This window comes from Mucilaginibacter gracilis (assembly GCF_003633615.1).
GTDB lineage: Bacteria > Bacteroidota > Bacteroidia > Sphingobacteriales > Sphingobacteriaceae > Mucilaginibacter > Mucilaginibacter gracilis.
Window position 1 is genome coordinate 1,499,692 of the sequence record NZ_RBKU01000001.1, and the last position, 20,111, is coordinate 1,519,802.

Annotated in this window: 21 protein-coding genes; 9 read left to right on the top strand and 12 right to left on the bottom strand. The window is 42.3% G+C overall.

Annotated features, from left to right (window positions below; all coding sequences use genetic code 11):
- Nucleotides 1-59: 59 nt before the first annotated feature.
- Genes BDD43_RS06320 through BDD43_RS06330 form a run of 3 tightly spaced genes read left to right on the top strand, consistent with a single transcriptional unit; the run spans nt 60 to nt 2,384 of the window.
- On the top strand, nt 60-494 hold the full coding sequence (locus tag BDD43_RS06320) for a MarR family winged helix-turn-helix transcriptional regulator (protein WP_121196880.1): 435 nt from the start codon (nt 60-62) through the stop codon (nt 492-494).
- 40 nt (nt 495-534) lie between these two features.
- On the top strand, nt 535-1,794 hold the full coding sequence (locus BDD43_RS06325) for an MFS transporter (RefSeq protein ID WP_121196881.1): 1,260 nt from the start codon (nt 535-537) through the stop codon (nt 1,792-1,794).
- A 29-nt stretch (nt 1,795-1,823) separates the two neighbouring features.
- Nucleotides 1,824-2,384, top strand: coding sequence for an isochorismatase family protein (locus tag BDD43_RS06330; RefSeq protein WP_121196882.1), 561 nt, complete (start codon nt 1,824-1,826; stop codon nt 2,382-2,384).
- A 41-nt stretch (nt 2,385-2,425) separates the two neighbouring features.
- Here BDD43_RS06330 and BDD43_RS06335 read toward each other — a convergent pair whose 3' ends face one another.
- A complete protein-coding gene (locus tag BDD43_RS06335) occupies nt 2,426-2,830 on the bottom strand; it encodes a DUF4199 domain-containing protein (protein ID WP_121196883.1) in 405 nt (134 codons plus the stop codon).
- 129 nt (nt 2,831-2,959) lie between these two features.
- Here BDD43_RS06335 and mfd point away from each other — a divergent pair, with 129 nt between their 5' ends.
- On the top strand, nt 2,960-6,310 hold the full coding sequence (gene mfd, locus BDD43_RS06340; protein ID WP_121196884.1) for a transcription-repair coupling factor: 3,351 nt from the start codon (nt 2,960-2,962) through the stop codon (nt 6,308-6,310).
- 175 nt (nt 6,311-6,485) lie between these two features.
- Nucleotides 6,486-6,674: a hypothetical protein gene (locus BDD43_RS06345; protein ID WP_121196885.1), complete on the top strand. Its 189-nt coding sequence runs from the start codon at nt 6,486-6,488 to the stop codon at nt 6,672-6,674.
- Here the strand turns inward: BDD43_RS06345 and BDD43_RS06350 are convergent.
- Nucleotides 6,671-7,189 carry a hypothetical protein gene (locus BDD43_RS06350; protein WP_121196886.1) on the bottom strand — a complete coding sequence of 173 codons (519 nt, stop codon included), beginning with the start codon at nt 7,187-7,189 and terminating at the stop codon, nt 6,671-6,673. The two genes, BDD43_RS06345 and BDD43_RS06350, sit on opposite strands and share 4 nt — an antisense overlap.
- Before the next feature lie 67 nt (nt 7,190-7,256).
- A complete protein-coding gene (gene hpt / locus BDD43_RS06355; RefSeq protein WP_121196887.1) occupies nt 7,257-7,796 on the bottom strand; it encodes a hypoxanthine phosphoribosyltransferase in 540 nt (179 codons plus the stop codon).
- A 73-nt stretch (nt 7,797-7,869) separates the two neighbouring features.
- Between hpt and BDD43_RS06360 the strand changes: the two genes are divergently transcribed.
- Together BDD43_RS06360 and def are read left to right on the top strand one after the other, a co-directional pair.
- On the top strand, nt 7,870-9,099 hold the full coding sequence (locus tag BDD43_RS06360) for a M16 family metallopeptidase (protein ID WP_121196888.1): 1,230 nt from the start codon (nt 7,870-7,872) through the stop codon (nt 9,097-9,099).
- Nucleotides 9,100-9,117: 18 nt separating this feature from the next.
- Nucleotides 9,118-9,690 carry a peptide deformylase gene (gene def / locus BDD43_RS06365; protein WP_121196889.1) on the top strand — a complete coding sequence of 191 codons (573 nt, stop codon included), beginning with the start codon at nt 9,118-9,120 and terminating at the stop codon, nt 9,688-9,690.
- Here the strand turns inward: def and BDD43_RS06370 are convergent.
- The 3 genes from BDD43_RS06370 to BDD43_RS06380 form a co-directional block, all read right to left on the bottom strand.
- Nucleotides 9,687-10,328: a peptidase associated/transthyretin-like domain-containing protein gene (locus tag BDD43_RS06370; RefSeq protein WP_121196890.1), complete on the bottom strand. Its 642-nt coding sequence runs from the start codon at nt 10,326-10,328 to the stop codon at nt 9,687-9,689. The two genes, def and BDD43_RS06370, sit on opposite strands and share 4 nt — an antisense overlap.
- A 123-nt stretch (nt 10,329-10,451) precedes the next feature.
- Nucleotides 10,452-10,730 carry a NifU family protein gene (locus BDD43_RS06375; RefSeq protein WP_121196891.1) on the bottom strand — a complete coding sequence of 93 codons (279 nt, stop codon included), beginning with the start codon at nt 10,728-10,730 and terminating at the stop codon, nt 10,452-10,454.
- Between the two features lie 31 nt (nt 10,731-10,761).
- Complete coding sequence (locus BDD43_RS06380) at nt 10,762-11,844, bottom strand: Mrp/NBP35 family ATP-binding protein (RefSeq protein ID WP_211339660.1); 1,083 nt, start codon at nt 11,842-11,844, stop codon at nt 10,762-10,764.
- A gap of 112 nt (nt 11,845-11,956) precedes the next feature.
- Between BDD43_RS06380 and BDD43_RS06385 the strand changes: the two genes are divergently transcribed.
- Entirely contained in the window at nt 11,957-14,116 is a 2,160-nt protein-coding gene (locus BDD43_RS06385; RefSeq protein WP_121196892.1) for a transglycosylase domain-containing protein, read from the top strand.
- 69 nt (nt 14,117-14,185) lie between these two features.
- Entirely contained in the window at nt 14,186-14,815 is a 630-nt protein-coding gene (locus tag BDD43_RS06390; RefSeq protein ID WP_121196893.1) for an NAD(P)H-dependent oxidoreductase, read from the top strand.
- Nucleotides 14,816-14,887: 72 nt separating this feature from the next.
- On the opposite strand, the gene BDD43_RS06395 is transcribed toward BDD43_RS06390, so the two are convergent.
- From BDD43_RS06395 to BDD43_RS06415, 6 genes are all read right to left on the bottom strand, one after another.
- Nucleotides 14,888-15,352, bottom strand: a complete 465-nt coding sequence (locus BDD43_RS06395; protein WP_121196894.1) for a hypothetical protein — start codon at nt 15,350-15,352, stop codon at nt 14,888-14,890.
- Between the two features lie 3 nt (nt 15,353-15,355).
- Nucleotides 15,356-17,056: a hypothetical protein gene (locus BDD43_RS06400; protein WP_121196895.1), complete on the bottom strand. Its 1,701-nt coding sequence runs from the start codon at nt 17,054-17,056 to the stop codon at nt 15,356-15,358.
- Between the two features lie 6 nt (nt 17,057-17,062).
- The gene (locus tag BDD43_RS06405) at nt 17,063-17,836 is read right to left on the bottom strand and encodes an ABC transporter ATP-binding protein (RefSeq protein ID WP_121196896.1); all 774 of its coding nucleotides are present in this window, start codon (nt 17,834-17,836) and stop codon (nt 17,063-17,065) included.
- A 519-nt stretch (nt 17,837-18,355) separates the two neighbouring features.
- Nucleotides 18,356-18,724: a ribosomal maturation YjgA family protein gene (locus tag BDD43_RS06410; RefSeq protein ID WP_121196897.1), complete on the bottom strand. Its 369-nt coding sequence runs from the start codon at nt 18,722-18,724 to the stop codon at nt 18,356-18,358.
- A gap of 6 nt (nt 18,725-18,730) precedes the next feature.
- On the bottom strand, nt 18,731-18,853 hold the full coding sequence (locus tag BDD43_RS30765) for a hypothetical protein (protein WP_262707402.1): 123 nt from the start codon (nt 18,851-18,853) through the stop codon (nt 18,731-18,733).
- A gap of 200 nt (nt 18,854-19,053) precedes the next feature.
- On the bottom strand, nt 19,054-20,073 hold the full coding sequence (locus tag BDD43_RS06415; protein WP_121196898.1) for a hypothetical protein: 1,020 nt from the start codon (nt 20,071-20,073) through the stop codon (nt 19,054-19,056).
- Nucleotides 20,074-20,111: the final 38 nt, after the last annotated feature.

The following is a 20,111-nucleotide window of genomic DNA, read 5'->3' on the forward strand; positions in this document are numbered from 1 at the left end:
ACAATTATAAACGGGCGTATTTTTGCAAGGTAAACTTACAAGTTTAGCTTGCAAATAAAATGAACGAACAAAACCTGGCTTTAGCTTCCGAATTACGAACGGTAATTGCACGCCTTACCAAAACAATGCGCCGAAAATCGGTTTGGGCCGAAAAGCTTTCGTTAACCGAGCGATCAACCATTGCTTCCATCAACCAAAACGGAACGGTGCTGGCAAGCAAACTGGCCCTTATGGAAAAGATAACCACGCAATCTATGTCGCAAATTTTAAATCATTTGTTTGAGCTGGGGCTGATTACCAAAACACCTTCCCAAACCGATAAACGCAAAGTTTTGATCTCACTGTCTGATGCCGGGCAAAATTTGCTTTTCAAATCGCGCAGCGAAAAGGAAGAATGGCTAAACAAAGTTTTAACAGAACATTTTACCAGCGACGAGCGCGAACTGCTAAGCAAAGCGATAGCACCACTAACCCGTTTGGTTGATTTTGATTGACGATGAATCCCGGTTAACCGGGAACTAAACAAGTACTACCATGACTATAAATACCTTCAATGCCTTCCGCAGCCGCAACTACAGGTTGTATTTTGCCGGGCAATCAATATCGCTCATTGGCACCTGGATGCAAAAAACCGCCGTAAGCTGGGTTATATACGAGCTAACACATTCTAAATTTATGCTGGGGGTTACGCTTTTTGCAAGCATGTTCCCCTCGTTTTTATTCTCGTTCATTGGTGGCGTTGCTGCCGATAGGTACAACCGTTACCGCCTTTTACTGGCAACCCAGGTAGCATCAATGGCACAGGCCATTTTAATAACAGCACTGGTATTTTTTAAACATTATTCCGTTTGGGAAATTATCACGCTGAGTGCTATACTGGGTTTAATAAACGCCTTTGATGTACCTGCCCGGCAATCGTTAGTGTACGAAATGGTTGATGATAAGGCAGATTTGCCGAATGCCCTCGCGCTCAATTCGTCTATGGTAAACCTATCGCGCCTTATTGGCCCCGGTATAGCGGGTATTATTATCGAAAAATTAGGCGATGATGTTTGCTTTGGTTTAAACGCTATAAGCTTTATTGCCGTAATAGGTTCTATTTTGATGATGCGCCTGCCGGCCTATGTTAAAAAGCCGCACACCAAAAATGTTTTCGGCGAATTAAAAGAAGGCTTTGTGTATATCAAAAATACGCCGTCAATCAGCTTTATATTAATTATGCTGGCAGCTATCAGTTTGTTTGTTTTGCCTTACAGCACGTTAATACCGGTTTATGCTAAAGATATTTTTCACGGCACGGCATCAACTTTCGGGGTTATTGATAGCGTTATAGGGTTGGGCGCATTTTCGGGGGCAATGTTTTTGGCTTCGCTGAAACCGGGCATGAACCTTAAAAAGATACTCGCCATTAACACGTTGATATTTGGCGCGGGCCTGGCTTTGTTTTCGCACGAAACCTATTATTACCTCGCCCTTGTATTTGCAACCTTTAGCGGCTTCGGTATGATGTCGCAAATAACCATCAGTAACACGCTGATACAAACCACCGTTGCGCCCGAAATGCGAGGCCGCGTTATCAGCTTTTACGCAATGGCCTTTTTTGGTATGCAGCCTTTAGGTGGCCTTATTATTGGCGGGGTATCGCAATGGATAGGCGTGCAAAATACCATGCTTGCCGAAGGCGGCATTGCCTTGCTGATAGGCTTAGTACACCTTCGCTTTTTAAAGAAAGCCAAACTCAACAAAAAACAAACGCCGCTAATGGAACAGCCTCCGGTAACGGCTCTGCAATAAAAAATTCATCTCAATAAAAACAAAAAAACATGGTAACTTCATTAGACAAAAACACAGCTTTAGTGCTAATCGACCTGCAAAAAGGTATAATAGCACTTCCGCTGGCACACCCCGTAGCCGGCGTTTTAGCTAACGCGGCTAAATTGGTTGAGGCCTTTCGTAAAGCCGGGCAGCCTATTGTTGTAGTAAACGTTAATACGGGCAATGCAAAATGGACCAAATCCCGTAAGGATTCTAAACAGGGCGCATTTACGCCTCCGGAAAACTGGCTCGAAATTGCCGACGAGATTAAAACCGAAGCAACTGATATTTTTATCACCAAACATACCTGGAATGCTTTTTACGAAACCGCTATTGACGAGGAATTAAAAAAACGGGATATTACAGGCATCGTTTTAGCCGGAATAGCAACCAGTATTGGTGTTGAAGGCACGGCCCGCGCAGCAAGTGAGCGTGGCTACAACATCACATTTGCAACAGATGCCATGACGGATATGGTTGCCGAGGCACACGATAACAGCATCAAAATAATTTTCCCGAGGATAGGAGAGGCTGATACTACCGATAAAATAATTGAAATGTTGGGATAGGCCAATTATGCCCGGATTTAAACACTCCGGGCACTCATATCTTAAATGGCTTTGTTTTTGTTCATCAGCAATAAAGATACGCCAAGCGAGAACAGCAAACCCAATAATAAAGCCCCGAACATTTGGCCGGAAAAATCGGCAAGAGTACCTGCATTTACATAATTGATATACAAAATGGCGGCAGTAACAGCTATTACGCCACCTGCAAGTAATATTTTAAAACTTTCAATAAGTCCTTCAAAAAAGCTCATTTCGCCGCCAAGGTAGTTTTCGCGGTAATTGCGTACACCAAAGAAAAGCCCCAATAGCGGAATTAAGCCCGATGTATATTCAATAGGCTTTAAATCGTGCTGCGGCCCGGTTGTTACTCCACTCCAGTGCATTATAAATATCCAAAGCCCACTAAGCACACCTATAATGGCACCGCTGATAATTGCATTTTTCATAAATAAATATTATATGGTTCAACTATTGGTATATAATACCAATTGCGGCGTTTTGTTTGCAAATGCCAACATAAACCCAAAAATTATCTTCGTACCCCAAACAGCTTTTTTAATTATATTTGCAGCGTTTTGAATATCCGTGAAATTTTAGAGCGATATAAGGCTGACGAACGGATACAGACGTTGGCTACAGCACTCAATGGTGCAAAAAACCCAAGGATACAACTCCGCGGGTTAGTCGGATCGAGCGATGCGGCAATGGCGATAGCTTTGTATTTTTTAAAGCATAGCCATATGCTTTTTATCCTTCCCGATAGGGAAGAGGCGGGCTACTTCCAGTCGGATCTGGAAAGCTTACTTGATAAAGAGATTTTGCTCTTTCCATCATCATACCGCAAACCGTTTGAGTTTACCCAGCCCGATAGCAGCAATGTTTTGGCCCGCGCCGAAGTATTGAACGAACTGAACCATACATCGGAATATGGCCAACTGATTGTTACCTACCCTGAGGCCCTCGCCGAAAAGGTAATAGATCGCGCCTCTCTCGAAAAAAACACACTCGAAATTGCTGTAGGCAATAAACTGGGCCTCGATTTTATTAACGAATTTTTAATTGAGTACGACTTTGAGCGGGTAGATTTTGTTTATTCGCCGGGCCAGTTCTCCATTCGCGGCGGCATTGTTGATATCTTTTCCTTCTCGCATGATTTGCCTTACCGGGTTGAGTTTTTTGGCGATTTTATCGAGTCGATACGCACCTTTGAAATAGAAAGCCAGCTATCTGTTGAGCAGGTAAAAACCATCACCATAGTACCCAACGTACAATCAAAATTTTTAACCGAGAGTAATATATCGCTCTTAGAATATATAGACCCATCAACCCAGATTTGGATACGCGATGTGCAGTTTACGCTGGATATTGTTCAAACCGGCTTTAAAAAAGCAACGGCTTTATGGAAGGCCCTTTCGGCTGAAGAAAAAAATGCCAACCCCGATTGGATAGACCCTAAATTTGCTTTCACCGACGAAAAAATGATAGCCGACCAGCTACATGATTTTTCCCTGATTGAGTTTGGGAAGCAGTTTTTTTATACCCCAACCAGCAGCATCCAATTTGATATACGCCCGCAGCCATCCTTTAATAAAGATTTTAGTCTGCTTATCCACAACTTTAAAAACAACGAGGCCGAAAAAGTAGAAAACTGCATTTTTACCGATTCGAGCCGGCAGCTGGAGCGGCTATATGCCATTTTTGAAGATCTGGATAAAACCATCAAATTTACCCCGGTAAACATTTCCATCCGCGAAGGATTTATAGATCATGCCCAAAAAATTGCATGCTATACCGATCATCAGATATTTGATCGCTATTATAAATACAAACTTAAAAAAGGTTACCAGCGCTCGCAGGCCATTACGCTTAAAGAGCTGCGCGAACTAAAACCCGGCGATTACATTACCCATATCGACCACGGTATAGGCAAATACGCCGGTTTAGAAAAAGTTGAAGTTGGCGGCAAAATGCAGGAAATGATACGCTTGCTTTATGCCGATAACGATTTGCTGTATGTTAACATTAACTCGCTTAACCGCATATCCAAATACAGCGGCAAGGAAGGTACTGTACCCAAAATGAACAAATTGGGCACCGATACCTGGGAAAAGCTCAAGAAAACAACAAAAAAAAAAGTTAAAGACATAGCGCGCGATCTGATTAAGCTTTACGCCGTGCGCAAGGCACAAAGCGGCAACGCCTTTTCGCCCGATAGCTATTTGCAAACAGAACTGGAAGCATCGTTTATATACGAAGACACGCCCGACCAGGAAAAAGCCACCATCGACTTTAAGAAGGACATGGAATCGCCCCACCCTATGGATAGGTTGATTTGCGGCGATGTTGGCTTTGGTAAAACCGAAGTTGCCATACGCGCCGCCTTTAAAGCCGTTGCCGATAGCAAACAGGTAGCCGTACTGGTACCAACAACCATTTTAGCCGCCCAGCACTACAAAACCTTTACCGAACGCCTAAAGGGCTTCCCCTGCAATATTGATTACGTAAACCGCTTTAAAACCAGCAAGCAAATTAAAGATACCCTGCAAAACCTGGCCGATGGCAAACTGGATATTATAATTGGCACGCACCGCCTGGTAAGTAAAGACGTAAAGTTTAAGGACCTCGGCTTGATGATTATTGACGAGGAACAAAAATTTGGCGTATCAACCAAAGAGAAGCTAAAGGCCATGCGCATTAACGTAGATACCCTAACCTTAACCGCAACGCCAATTCCGCGTACTTTGCATTTTTCGTTAATGGGCGCGCGCGATCTATCCATCATATCAACACCGCCGCCCAACCGCCAACCCGTTGTTACCGAACTACACGTTTTTAACGATAAGCTGATTAAGGAGGCTGTTGAATTTGAGATAGACCGCAACGGGCAGCTGTTTTTTATCCATAACCGCGTTGCCGATTTGCCGCAACTGGGCGGCATGATAAAAAAGCTTGTACCCAAGGCCCGCATTGGCATTGCCCACGGCCAGCTTGAGGGTGATGACCTGGAAGACGTTATGCTCAAGTTTGTGAACAACGATTACGACGTGCTGGTTGCAACCACCATTATTGAGGCCGGTTTAGATATACCCAACGCCAACACCATCATCATTAACTATGCCCACATGTTTGGTTTGAGCGATCTGCATCAAATGCGTGGCCGCGTGGGTCGTAGTAATAAAAAAGCATACTGTTATTTATTGAGTCCGCCATTGTCAACCCTAACATCCGAGGCGCGTAAACGATTGAGTGCCATTGAAGAGTTTAGCGATTTGGGCAGCGGCTTTAACGTTGCCATGCGCGACCTTGACATTCGCGGAAGCGGAAACCTGTTAGGTGCCGAGCAAAGCGGCTTTATTGCCGAAATTGGCTTTGAAATGTACCACAAGATATTAGACGAAGCCATACAGGAACTTAAAGACGACGAATTTAAAGGCTTGTTTGATGATAAACCAAGGCCCTTTGTATCGTTTACCCAAATAGATACCGACCTGGAAATATTAATACCCGACGAGTATGTAACCAGCATACCCGAACGCTACAACCTATATACCGAACTAAGCAAACTGGAAAACGAAACCGAACTGGCAGCCTTTGCCCAGCAACTGCACGACAGGTTTGGCCCCGTACCACCACAGGTACACGACTTACTGAACACCATGCGCCTGCAATGGTTAGGCAAAGCCATTGGTTTCGAAAAACTGTCCATTAAAAAAAATGTGCTGCGCGGCTACTTTATAACCAACCAGCAATCTCCTTATTTTGAAACCGCTCAATTTAGGCAGGTGCTCAACTTTATGCAGGCCAACCCGCGCCGCTGCAACATGAAGGAAGTAAAAAGCACCCTCCGCATCAGTATTGAAAATGTACGCGGAATTGACGAAGCCGTTGCCATATTAGAAGAAATGGCCGAACCGGTAGGGGTTTAAACAAACATTTAATATCAATAAATATTTTGTAAATTGAGCTGATAAAAATCTTTGTTTCCTCTGGGTAAAACCTCAGTGTACTTTGTGATTAAATTAACCACCGGGAAGCCCAGAGACAGGAACACGAAGGTCACAGAGTAAACGCATGTTTTGATATACCCTCTTTTTAAACTGCATGGATTTAAAACACCATATCGCGAATGAAAACCATATTCTTTCTGAGACGCAACTCGAAGGAATTAATGCCGGGTTAGCAGATATTGAGGCAGGCCGGACGCACTCGAACGAGTACGTGAACACCCAAATTGAGCAAATGATCTATAATTTCCGAAATGGTTCAGATAACAGTCAAGTGTTAGTCTAAAATACAACTATCGGCCAATACACCCTTTTAAATTGCTTAACACTGGCAACCATTTCGTTTTTATCAACGGGCATCATTTCGCCATAAACACTGTTTTGCAAAGCTGTAATTGTGCTGTCTAATACAATACCGGTTTGGTAAACCAGTTTGTGGTTTCTTAACAAATAAAATGTACTGGTTACGGTAGCAACATCGGCTTCGCCGTTGGCGGTAAATAGCCACGTTCTTTGCATCTGTTGCAACACATGCCGGTTTGTGGTTTTCAATGCCCATATTTTGGGCAATTGCGGGTTTAGGGTTGCAAAATCGTCGGGGGCAATAGCAACGTATGCAGCCCAGTTATCTTTTGTAAAATCAAAACCTTTAAATGCGGCTATAGTACGAGCATCCTCTGTTTTAGAAACAGGTTTGGGATTTACTTTAGATATTGGGACAATTAGACAAAAACCCGTAGCTAATGCTATTAGTTCGGCAATGGCCAAAACTATCACTAACATAATAATAGCCCTTTTCATTTTGTTATAACGGCTTTTGGCATTTGGCTTACTTTCTATTCCCGTAAAAACCCCGCCTGTAAGCGCATCACAACACCAACTGATAAATATCCTTCAAATTGCGTCCCAGTTCTTTATAATCAAGCCCAAAACCTACCACAAACTTATTTTCTATTTCAAAGCCAACATGCTTCAACTCGGGTATTTCAAGTTCAACGGCATCGGGTTTGTAAAGCAGCGTGCAGGTACTAACAGATTTTGGCTTGCGGGTTTGTATTTTATCAATTAAATACCGCAGCGTATTGCCGGTGTCTACAATATCTTCAACCAATATAACGTCGCGGTCTTCAATGTTTACGCTCAGGTCAAACTCATCGGTTATTACGCGTTTGCTCTCCAGCCCTCCCGCGTACGATGATAGCTTCATAAAGGCAACCTGCGCAGGTATGTCAACATATTTCATCAGTTCGGCTATAAACATAAAGCTGCCGTTCAATACACCAATAAATATGGGGTTACAGGCTTCATATTCCAGGGTAAGTTCGGCACCAATTTGCTGGCAACGAGTGTTGATAGCATCGTAATCTATCATTTTTTTAAAGCTGAGGTCGGCTACGTGAATTATCATGTAGCTAAATTAACAAATAGCTTTGTGTATAGCTAAAAACTAACGCCCAAATAATCATTATCTTTACCGGCTAATGGATCATCAGGTTTATACGCTGCCAAACGGCATCAGGCTTTTATACAAACACACGGTATCGTCAATTGCACATTGCTGTTTTTTGGTTAACGCAGGCGCCCGAGACGAGGCTCCCGGTAAAGATGGCTTGGCACATTTTATTGAGCATTTGCTGTTTAAAGCCACCAAACGCCGCAGCACAAACCAAATATTAAACCACCTTGAACTGGTAGGGGCCGACCTAAATGCTTACACCACAAAAGAGTACACCTGCATACACGCCTCGTTTTTAAAACAGCACCTGGAACGCGCCATTGATTTAACCGAAGACATTGTTTTCCACTCCACCTTTCCCGAAGAGGAACTGGTGAAGGAAAAAGGCGTAATACTGGACGAAATATCATCGTACCTTGACCAGCCCGACGAAGCCATACAGGACGATTTTGAGGACCTACTTTTTGCCAATCATACCCTTGGCCGCAATATTTTAGGCACCGCAGCTTCGGTTAGTTTATTGGACAAGCAGGATATTGCCCATTTTATAGCCCAAAACTACAACACCCACCAAATGGTTTTCGCCGTATTGGGCGAGTACGATTTTAAAAAGCTAATTAAGCTTGCCGATAAGTACTTCGGGCATATTAAAGCCAACACAGCCACCAAAAACCGGGCGAAGCCACAAACCACAGGGGGGGAAATTGTAAGATTTTTTAAACCAATTTCGCAAACACATGGGGTTATTGGCAGCCAGGCTTATGCGGCATCCAGTCCGCAAAAAAATGGTTTGTTGTTGCTTAACAATATTTTGGGGGGCATTGGCATGAGTTCGCGCCTTAACCTCCAAATTCGCGAAAAATATGGTATTGCTTACAGTATCGAATCCAATTACATCCCGTTTTCGGATACCGGCCTGTTCACCATTTACTTTGGTACCGACACCGAAAAGGCCGACCGCGCCATCCGTTTAATTCACAAAGAACTTAAAAAACTCCGCGATCAAAAACTCGGTACCCTGCAATTGCATCAGGCTAAAACCAAGTTTATTGGGCAAATTGCCCTGGGCGAAGAAAACCGCATAGGCCTCATTATTGCGATGGCCAAAAGCCTGTTGGATTTTAACCGTATTGATACTCTCGACCAGATATTCGCTAAAATTAATGCCGTTACTGCCGAAGAAATGCAAACCATTGCCAACGAAATATTTGATAGCAATAGCATGACAACATTGCTATTTGAGCCTAATGATTAAACTATTACTTTTGCAGCAATGAAATATCCTATCATAGCATACGGCGATCCGGTTTTAAGAAGAGTAGCCACGAATATTGATCCAGTCGAATATCCGCATATCAAGGAACTGGTTGAAAACATGTTCGAAACTATGTACGCTGCCCGTGGCGTAGGTTTAGCAGCTCCGCAGGTGGGCCTGTCTATGCGGCTTTTTGTTATCGACGCATCGCCGTTTGATGACGACGAACCCCAACTTAAAGATTTTAAGAAAGCGTTTATTAACGCCCAAATACTGGAAGAAACCGGCGAAGAATGGCCCTTTAACGAAGGCTGCCTCAGCATACCCGAAATTAGGGAAGATGTTTACCGCAAACCCGAAGTGCGCTTATCATACTACGACGAAAACTTTAAGCACCACGAAGAAACCTTTACAGGCCTGGCCGCCCGCGTTATACAGCACGAGTACGACCATATTGAAGGCAAACTGTTTACCGATAAGCTGAGCCCGTTGCGCAAACGCTTAATTCAAAAAAGGCTTACAGATATTTCTAAAGGAGAGATAAAGGTTGATTACCGCATGAAATTTCCCGCCGTTAAAAAAGGCCGTTAATTACTATCGCTTACGCCGCGGCTTTTGTTACCCTCGGTAATTTCTTTTATTAAAGCTCCCCAGGCAAACGGGTTATACAACGGGTTAACATACGAGTGTTGGTTAACTATATCGTTATGCTCGTTTTGTGCCCAGGCTGTTTGTATCTCCTTGCTGTCGCGCGGTAACGAGTGGGTTAATGATGCTATTGATTTGCCGCTTAAATTTTTACGTGCAATTTCAAGGTCGTCATCAGCAATTTTCATGGTCACAAAATCTTTCCTAAACTCATCGGTAGTGGCCCATGGGAACACGTGTACAACAGGCAGGTTTATAGATTTTCCGTTAAGTTTTACCTGTAACGTATAACTTTTATCTTTCACATTGGCGGGTATCACAACCAATGTTGATGCATAACCTATTGATGTAAAACGCAGGGTATCCAACTCGTGCGCCACAAACGAAAAGTAGCCTTTGTAGTTGGCCAGGTTAACCACATTTTTGGCCGATACATTGGTAACCGTTGCATACGGTATAACCGTGCTACTATCGGCACTTAGCACCACACCGGTAAATTGCACCAATGGGCGCTCGCCCTTTTGCTGGGCAAAGGCCGATGCTGTAAATACAGTTAATAATATGAAGATCAAACGCTTCATTTCAAACCCCTTTTGTTTTATATGTACCAATTTGGTAAAATGTTTAAACTAATTAATATACTAATTACGCAAATTTTGGGCCAATAGTATATTTAAATTTGTAACATTTAACACACTTTAACTTTATCGCAAATTTTCGGGCAACACAGCATGTGGGTCGTCAATGTCTGTAAGGTTAATAGCTTCTACGGCAGTAATTTCGGGCACGGCTTTTTTAATGGCTTGCTCAATACCCGCTTTCAGCGTCATGATGCTCATCGGGCACGATTCGCACGAGCCCAGTAACTTCAATTTTACTACACCCTCTTCCGTAATCTCTTCAATAGAAACGTTCCCCCCGTCTGTCTCCAAATACGGACGAATAGTATCTAAAGCCGCTTCCACCTTTTCTAACAATGTCATTTGTGTAATATTTACTGTAAAGATAAATAATTTATTGTATATGTGCGCTTTGCGGTGCCCTGGCATTTACAATAGAAACCTGCTGCGCAACACGCTCGGCCAGGTCAATAAACGCTGCCGACATGGGGTTTGCCTCATCCAGTATCAGCGGCCTTCCTCCATCGCCCGATTCGGTAATGCCCTTCACCAACGGTATTTGCCCTAAAAACGGGGCGCCAATTTGCGAAGCCAGTTTTTGTCCGCCGCCCTGGCCAAAAATATAATATTTATTATCCGGCAATTCGGCAGGTACAAAGTAGCTCATGTTTTCAATTACGCCCAGTATCGGCACGTTAATGGCCGGCATCATAAACATACCAACGCCTTTGCGGGCATCGGCAAGTGCTACGTTTTGCGGGGTGGTAACTATTAACGCTCCCGCTATCGGGAAACCCTGGGTAATGGTAATGTGTATATCACCGGTACCCGGTGGCAGGTCAACAACCAAATAATCCAGTTCGCCCCAATCGGCATCATTAAACAATTGCTTTACCGCGGTTGATACCATTGGCCCGCGCCACGGCACGGGTTGATCCGGGTCGGTAAAAAACCCTATCGATAATAGTTTAATACCATACTTTTCAATAGGCTCAATCCGTGTTTTACCATTTTCCTGCGTTGCCCTCGGCTTTGCACCTTCCAGGCCAAACATAATAGGTACCGATGGGCCGTAAATATCGGCATCAATTAAGCCAACCTTTGCACCCGTTTTAGCCAAACCCAATGCCAGGTTAGCCGCCACGGTTGATTTACCCACGCCGCCCTTGCCCGATGCTACAGCAATAATATTTTTAATACCCGGCAAACTATTGTTGCTTTGGGTTGTCACTCGCGATGTCATGTTAATGCTCACCTCGGCCTCTTTGCTTATAAAATGCAATATGGCGTTGCGGCAGGCGTTTTCAATCATGGCTTTTAAGGGGCAGGCCGGCGTAGTTAATATTACCGAAAAGCTTACCTTATGGCCATCAATACGTATGTCCTCAATCATGTTAAGGGTTACCAGGTCTTTTTTTAAATCTGGCTCTTCAACGTGGCCAAGGGCGGTAAGTACTTGTTCTGTGGTTATTATCATTTTTTTAAATACAATAAATATAAAACAGCTTGTGCCGTAGTTTGTTACAATAAATTAAACGGCAGGAAACCGTTGTAAAGATAAGATTATTAGTTTTGGTTAAAATTTATAGATGCGCCGCCTAAACCCCAAATTTATCCGCATTGCCGGTATTGTACTATTTTGTTTGTTTATTCTCGTGTTAATTGCGGGCATTATAGCCTTTAATAAGCGCGAAAAACTGCTCCAATCGGTAATTAGCAAAGCTACTGCAAAAGCAAAAAGCGAATATAATTTAGATGTAAAAATAGGTTCGGCCCGTTTTGTGGGCCTGGCTACCGTTGCCCTTTCGCAAATAACGGTAGTGCCGCAAAACCGCGATAGCTTATTAAAAATAACCGATTTTGAAGTTGGCGTAAAAATTTGGCCCTTGCTGGTTGGCAACATTAAACTGGCTTCGGTAAAGTTAGATAACGGCATCCTTAACCTGAGCAATGTAAATGGCGTTAAAAATTTCGACTTTTTATTTAAAAAGAAAAAAGATACCACTGCCACCAGCTCCGGCGATATATCTATCGTAGCCAACAACCTCATCAACCAGGTATTGTATAAAATTCCGGATGAGCTCGATCTTAAAAACTTCAATGTGCGGTTTCACTCCGATAGTATAAACGTTAACGTACAGGCCAAAAGCGCGCTTATTAAAAATGGTAACTTAACATCAACCATTATAATTAACAACGGCGAATCAACCCTACACTTCACAGGCAAAATGCGCCCTTCCGATAAATACATTGATGTTAAGCTTTACGCAGATAACAAAAAAGTTGAAGTGCCCTTTGTTGCCAAAAGATATGGTTTGAAATTGAGTTTCGATACCATAAGCACCCAACTAAAACGCGTTGAGCGCAGCGATGGTGAAACCCGCATTTATGGCTCCTGGGCTGTAAATAATTTAGTAATTAACCATCCCAAAATAGCATCTAACAATATTATTGTGCCCAATGGCTCAATAGATGCCAATATATTCATTGGTCAAAATTATGTTTCCATTGATAGTTCGTCGGCAATTCATATTAAAGATGTTACGGCCAACCCATACATCAAATACACCTTAAAACCGGTTAAGGTTTATGAGCTTAAACTGCGTACCGATTACCTTGATGCACAAAAACTGTTTAACTCTTTCCCGCAAGGTACTTTTGATGCCCTCGATGGGATACAGGTTGCCGGTAAATTATCGTACAATCTTAATTTCTACCTCGATACTTCAAAGCCCGACGATGTGCAGTTTGATTCGAGCCTGAAGCAAGATCATTTTAGCGTAGTTAAATACGGCCGCACCGATTTGGGGAAACTAAACGGACCCTTTGTTTACACGCCTTACGAAAAAGGCCAAGCCATGCCTCCGCGCGATATTAGCCCTAACAACCCCAATTACACGCCGCTTTCGCAAATTTCGCCCTATCTGCAACATGCCGTGATGACCGCCGAAGACCCTACCTTTTTTAAACACAATGGCTTTGTTGAAGAAGCCTTGCGCAAATCTATCGCGGTTGATTTTAAAATGAAGAAATTTAAGCGCGGCGGCAGCACCATATCAATGCAGTTGGTAAAAAATGCTTTTTTAAGCCGCCAAAAAACAATGGTTCGCAAAATTGAAGAAACGCTTATTGTTTGGATGATAGAAAACACGCACATCATATCCAAACAGCGCATGCTCGAAGTTTATTTTAATATTATCGAATGGGCGCGCAACGTGTATGGCATTGGCGAAGCCTCGCGTTACTATTTTGGTAAAACACCTGCCGAGCTAAACCTGGGCGAAAGCATATACCTGGCAAGCATTGTGCCCAAACCCAAATCGGGCCTGTATTATTTTGAGCCCGATGGCGAGTTGCGCAGCAGTTTGCAGGGTTACTTTAATTCGTTAGGCAACATGATGTCTATCGCCGGTTATACCCAGCGCGATAGCAGCGGCTATGGCTTTTTTGATGTGAGGCTAAAAGCTGCCCTGCGCCAAAGGGTAACAACAGATACCGCCGCTATAGCTAAAATGCTAAACCAGGACGAAGATGACAATGATGCTGTGCCAATCCCCACTGTGGTACAACCCGAAAAAAAGCCCAACTTTTTTCAGCGCCTCTTCGGGAAAAAAGATACTACGCACAAAAAAGAAAGCCCGGCAGATACCGTAACCAAAACTAAAAAAGAACTTCGCCAGGAACGGCGCGAGCAAAAACGAAAAGAGAAAGAAGCCCGTAAAAAGCTGGAAGAAAAGGGTTTGTTTTAGTATTACAAAAAGGTGACAACGTTTAATGTTTCAACACATATTTTTGGTGCTAATTAAAAAACAACCAAAATGTCACTTTTAAAAAACCTGAACTGGCGATATGCCACCAAAAAATTTGATCACACTAAAAAATTAAGTGCCGAACAATTAGATGATCTATTAACGGCCATACAGTTAGCACCATCAAGCCTTGGGTTACAGCAATACCGCGTTTTGGTTATTGAAGATGCCGACACCCGCGAAAAATTACGCGAAGCCGCTTTCGGTCAGCAACAAATAACCGAGGCGTCGCAACTGATTGTTTTTGCAGCCGAAACTAACATGGACGAAGAATTTGGCGAAAAATATATTGATTTAATTGCCAAAACACGTGAAATTGGCCGCGAACACTTGGGTGGTTTTGAGCAAATGGTTTTAAACGCAGTTAATAGCCGCAGCGAAGACGAAAAAATTGTTTGGGCTCATAAACAAGCCTACATTGGCTTAGGTTTTTTATTAAGCGCCGCCGCAGCTATAGGTATTGATGCCTGCCCAATGGAAGGCTTTTTAGCCGGCAAATTTGATGAGATACTGGGCCTTAAAGAAAAAGGACTAACGTCATCGGTAATAGCCACCATAGGCTTCCGCGCCCACGACGATCATTATGCACAACTTCAAAAGGTACGCCGTCCAAAATCAGATATGTTTATTCATATCTAATTTATACAGCGTCTTTTAAATCAGCATAAAAAACAAAGCTGCCTTTTTAAAACAGGGCAGCTTTGTTTTTTATCACTCCAGCGTGTCGGGATAATTTATTTGCAAATCAGCCATTACTTTTCTCTTAACTGGCCGCAAAACAATCAAAAATAAAATAATAGCTCCGCCCACTGCGGCCAGTATCAGGTTTTTTGTTGCAAACCAGGTGGCCAGGTTAAATAAAGCAACACCCTGTAAAGTAGCATACCTAACAATACAAGCCGATGTATATCTGGTTATTCGTTCGCTTAATGGTGCGGCTTTATCAATTTTAGCAACCTTGTTAAAAAAAATCATGTAACTCAAAAACGGCATTGTTAATGCCAGTGCTATAGCTATATAAAGCACATATTGGTCGGTATGCGTAATTTCGGTATGGCCTTTTTTGCCGTTTAGCACCATTGTAAATGCCAAAAATAAAATAGCACCGGCACATAGCGCACCATGTACAAACTGTAGCGCCCTAAATGGCTGCGATGTTGGTTTTACGTTTTCCATAATTTATTCCATTTCTCCAATTTCAATATCTTCCCAGGTTTGTTTGCGGTAGTAGTTAAACATTAGCCAGTTTGCCAATGCCGCTATGGGCACGGCTATCCAAATCACTATTTCCCACCGGGCCAGTAAATAATGGCCAAAGCCAAGCACAGCCGCAAACAGCAATATAAACAACGAAATAAACCCCTTACCCCCGGCGCGTTTGGCCAAAACCGGCCTCGAAAAAGGAAGGCCTTTAACTAAAAACAGTGCCAGTATAATACCATAAGCCTGGTTTAAAAAAAATGCCAGCAAAATATCGTTCAAAATAGCGGGACCCCAAACGGCCACGGCTATAGCACTTAAAATAATATAGTAAGGCAAAAAATACAACGATATTATGGCCTTGTACATGCCCGCCAAAATTTTGCCCGGTTTTTCAATAGGCAATGCATAATAAACCCAGGCTGGTTTATATTTATCGGCCTGTGCAATGTTTTGCAATATGAGCGATAGTACAAACGTACACATGTACAGCAAAAATATATAGCTGCTGCTATTTTTAAGTTGCTGGTACCCATCGGCAAAACTATCTCCCTTAAAATTGAGCACAATGTAAACAAAGTAAACCGGTACATAGGCAAATGATGGGTAAACCTTCATTTTAAATTCGCGGGTACGGGCAGCCAGTTTCCACGTTATCCGGAAACCCGCATTCTCTATCGGATCGGGCGCAAGCCTGTTAGCTATCTTATCAATAAACCCAACTTTCTTTACGCCCTTTGGTTGAACAGAAACACCGTTCCCGTCCGAAGAGGCCATGATAGCCAAAGTGCGGTTAAAGCCCGGAGCCAGCACCCTGGCCACAATCCAGATACTTAAAAACGGCACAATAACACCAATTGTCGCCATAGCAAAAACTGTATAATTTGCCCGCGCAAAATGGATTAAAGCTTCGTTTAAAGCGGCTATCCAAACCGGTGGTAAAAACCATGCCCAGGCGTGGTTAAGCAAAGTCATGTCGGCAATGCTTTTCATATCAAAAAGCCGTGGCATCCTAAAAATTGCGAAGATGATGATAGAAAACCCTATCTGAAAGTAGCTCACAATATCCTTAACACGCTGCGGACTAACCGAACGCATGAGCAGCATATATACCATATTCACCATAAATATGGTAAACATGGTTGCCTCAATTATCTGTAAAAAAAACAAGGGTACGGCAGCCACACCGTCAATAAAGCCAACCATTATCATCCCCGGTATGCCTTGCAGCAAAGCAAGCCGCATTACATAAATAGTAATGTGCAGTATGCGCGCCATAGAAACCGTGCGGTCGTTAACCGGCCTCGGCATAATAATATACTGGTCGCGCACATCAATTAACACGTTGGTAAAATCGGTTATCAGCGTAAGCGACATCAGCACCATAAAAAACAAAAAGTAAGCAGCTTCGCCCAGCATTGGCGCCTTAAAAACAAACAGCAGCACACCGTAAAATGCGCCCATCAGCATGGTAACCAGTATGGTTCCCCATGATGTTGCTGTGGTAACTTTTGCGGCCTGCTCGGTTTTGCGCTTGCCAACAAACATGCCCTTGGGGCGGCGTTCGTCTATCAGTAATTTGGTTTTCAGTATCAGGTTAAGCTGCACGGTATTAATTCCCGATCGTTCAAAAACCCCGTTAAATAGCCCTATTACCCATAAAAATATCTTATCTATCATGGCCGGTTAATCAAAAGCGTTCATAATAGCATCCGTTTCATGGCTCGATGTATCGCGACCGGTTAACTTGGCAAAAATCTGCTCCAGCGTATCGCTATGGTTTTGCTTGAGCGATTCAAATGTGCCATCGGCAATAATTTCGCCTTTATTAATCAGCAATATCCTGTCCGACACCTTTTCAACCACGTCCATCATGTGCGAACAGTAAAATATAGTCTTGCCTTCCTGCGATAAGCGCACAATCAGTTCCTTCACCGTAATAACCGCGTTAGCATCCAATCCCGATAGCGGCTCATCCAGCACTATAATTTGCGGGTTATGTATAATGCCCGAAATTAACAGCACCTTTTGTTTCATCCCCTTGCTAAAGGTATCCATCCGGTCGTTAAGGTTAGAGCCTAAACCAAAGGCGCCAAGCAGTTTTTGTGCACGCTCGGTAACTACGGCCTCTTCCATGTTGTATAGCTTGCCAATAAAATCAAGGTATTCCATTGGCGTAAGCACCTCGTATATTTCGGCATTTTCGGGTACATAACCAATCAGGCGTTTTATCTCCTGCGGGTTTTGCGCCATGTTAAGGCCATTTATAGTTACCTGGCCCTCAAAATCGGGAATTAGGCCGGTTAAAATTTTTACCGTTGTTGATTTACCCGCGCCATTTGGGCCTATATAACCAATTACCTGGCCGGGGAAAATATCGAGGGTGAGGTGTTTTAATACTGTTTTAGAGCCGTATGATTTGGATAGGTTACGGATCTGTATAATAGGTTCGGTACTCATTTTTTTGCAATTAAAATATGCCAAAAGATAGATAAAATTTCCCGAACATTATTAATACCGTTTCCCGTTCTAAAATAGGGCTTCGAAGAAAATGAAGACATATAAAAGTGCCTGTTCAATTTACTTTTTGGTAAACCCTAATTGTGCCCCAATAGCTGCACCGTTAGGTGCAATAGCCCGGTAGATTAACAATAAACAATTCTTTTTTTGCGCCGTAAGCGAAATGGAGAAATATAAAAGTGCTGGTTTAATTTGCTTTTTGGGCAAACCCTAATTGTGTCTCAATAGCTGCACCGTTAGGTGCAATAGCCTGGTAAAACAACAATACACCATTCTCTTTTGCGCCGTAGGTGCAATGGAAAAGATAAAAGCGCCGGTTTAATTTGCTTTCCTGGCAAACTTTGATCGTGCCTCAACAGCTGCACCGTTAGGTGTAATAGCTCGGTAGATTAACAATGCACCATTCTTTTTGCGCCGTAGGTGCAATACTTAACAACTTATAAGCAGCAATGCACTGGCTTATACTTTGCGAACGCTCAAAACGCCAATAGCAACGCCCACTGTGTACGATAGCGTATCTCCCCACAAAAATGTTGAACCCAAAACCAGTTTGCCAAACAGCGTTTGCCGGATGTGGTTTATCCACCCGGCCTGGTAAAGCTGACTAAACTCAATTGCATAGCAAAACAGCAAACTGGCAATAATTACTTTGTTTAGCGGCCAATTGATAAAAATAAACCTCACCATATAAAACACCATTGTTGCCCACAAAACATCGCCAACCCAAAGCGGAACAATAGTTACCTTGCGGGATAACAGCCCGAGCACAATGGTGCCGATAATGCAGATGGCATACGCTAACCGGGGATATTTATTAAAACTGTTCACGTTTGCTTAAAGTTCAATCTCAATTTCAAAACTGCCTTGTGTGAGATAATCCTTCAGCTCCTTAATATCCGGCCCGTCTTCCGGATTGATCTTGATGATATTTGCCAAACGCTTGCTTTGATAATCCATCGCTATAATAATGCTAATAGAAAACTGTGATGTTTCCTGTTAAATACATCACTGCCTAAAACATGAGTTAATAACTCAATTTAAAACTGATTTCGGTTAAGTTAATTTTGTAATATAAAACTGTTTGTGGTTTTCGGTTTATTTTAATAACGTGTGTTAAAAATAGCACATTAAATGCAAGTAACAGTGCAAAGTAATAATTAGCTATTGTTTCCCATTCCATCCACGTAACCCATTGTTTCAAGCCTTAATTTTATTTCTTTGTCAATTTTTTTCCCTGTATAGAAAGCCAATATTTCTAATGATTTAGGAAATTCCTGCTTTACAAAACTTTCAAAATCGATAGCTGTTCCATAAATCCTCATGTGACTTAAAGCTGGCAACTTTTCCAGCCCGGTAACAGCTGAAAAAGTTTTACAATTAAGTATCTTAATGTCTGTCAACTCGTTAATCACGTTATCAAAATCAAGGCGGCTCAACCGAATTTGATCCTCAATATGCAATGATTTAAGTTTCGAAAAACGGTCTAAATTATTCAGCTCATTTAAACCGCGTATCCATATTAACTCTAATTGCTCAATTGCATTATTATGTATCTCGTTTATATTATCCCGGCCACCAAGAAGTATTCTTAACCTTTTAAGTTGTTTAAGATTGTTAACAAAATTTAACGGAACTTTTGAAATAGAGTTCAAATTCAAATTCGTCAGTCCTTTTAATTCTCCAACCGCATCTATGTTCTTTGTATGTTTGGCAATTAATAAGGAGGTTAGATTTTTAAAGTCTGAGAGATATTTAAGATTTAGAGCCTTCGTCTTAGTGTCTGCTATTCCTAAGCTTGTAAGTTTTTTAAAATTATCTGCCTGTAATATTTCAGTGTCTTTCAATTCATAAACTCCAAGCCAAAATTGCTTTAAATGAAGCGGTTTGGTTAGGGCTTCTATATGTTGTGCATTAGTTATACAATCAACATTAAGTGACTTCACAAATGGTATTTTGTCAACTATACTGCAATCAAAAGAATTTGAATGATGCCCATAAAAGCGAATATTGAAATTTTCATCATATTTCAAACAAAGCTCATTTAGTTCTTCGAGAATTTTATCCGTATATAATCTGTCCGAGAATTGAACTATCACCTTATACCCGGTTTTCAAAAGCCTATCTATAAAATCACGGTCAATCTTTGCGGGATTTTGTATTCTCTCACTTCGTATCATCTACTAATTACTTTTCTATGCTGTTATGTGTTTTTAAC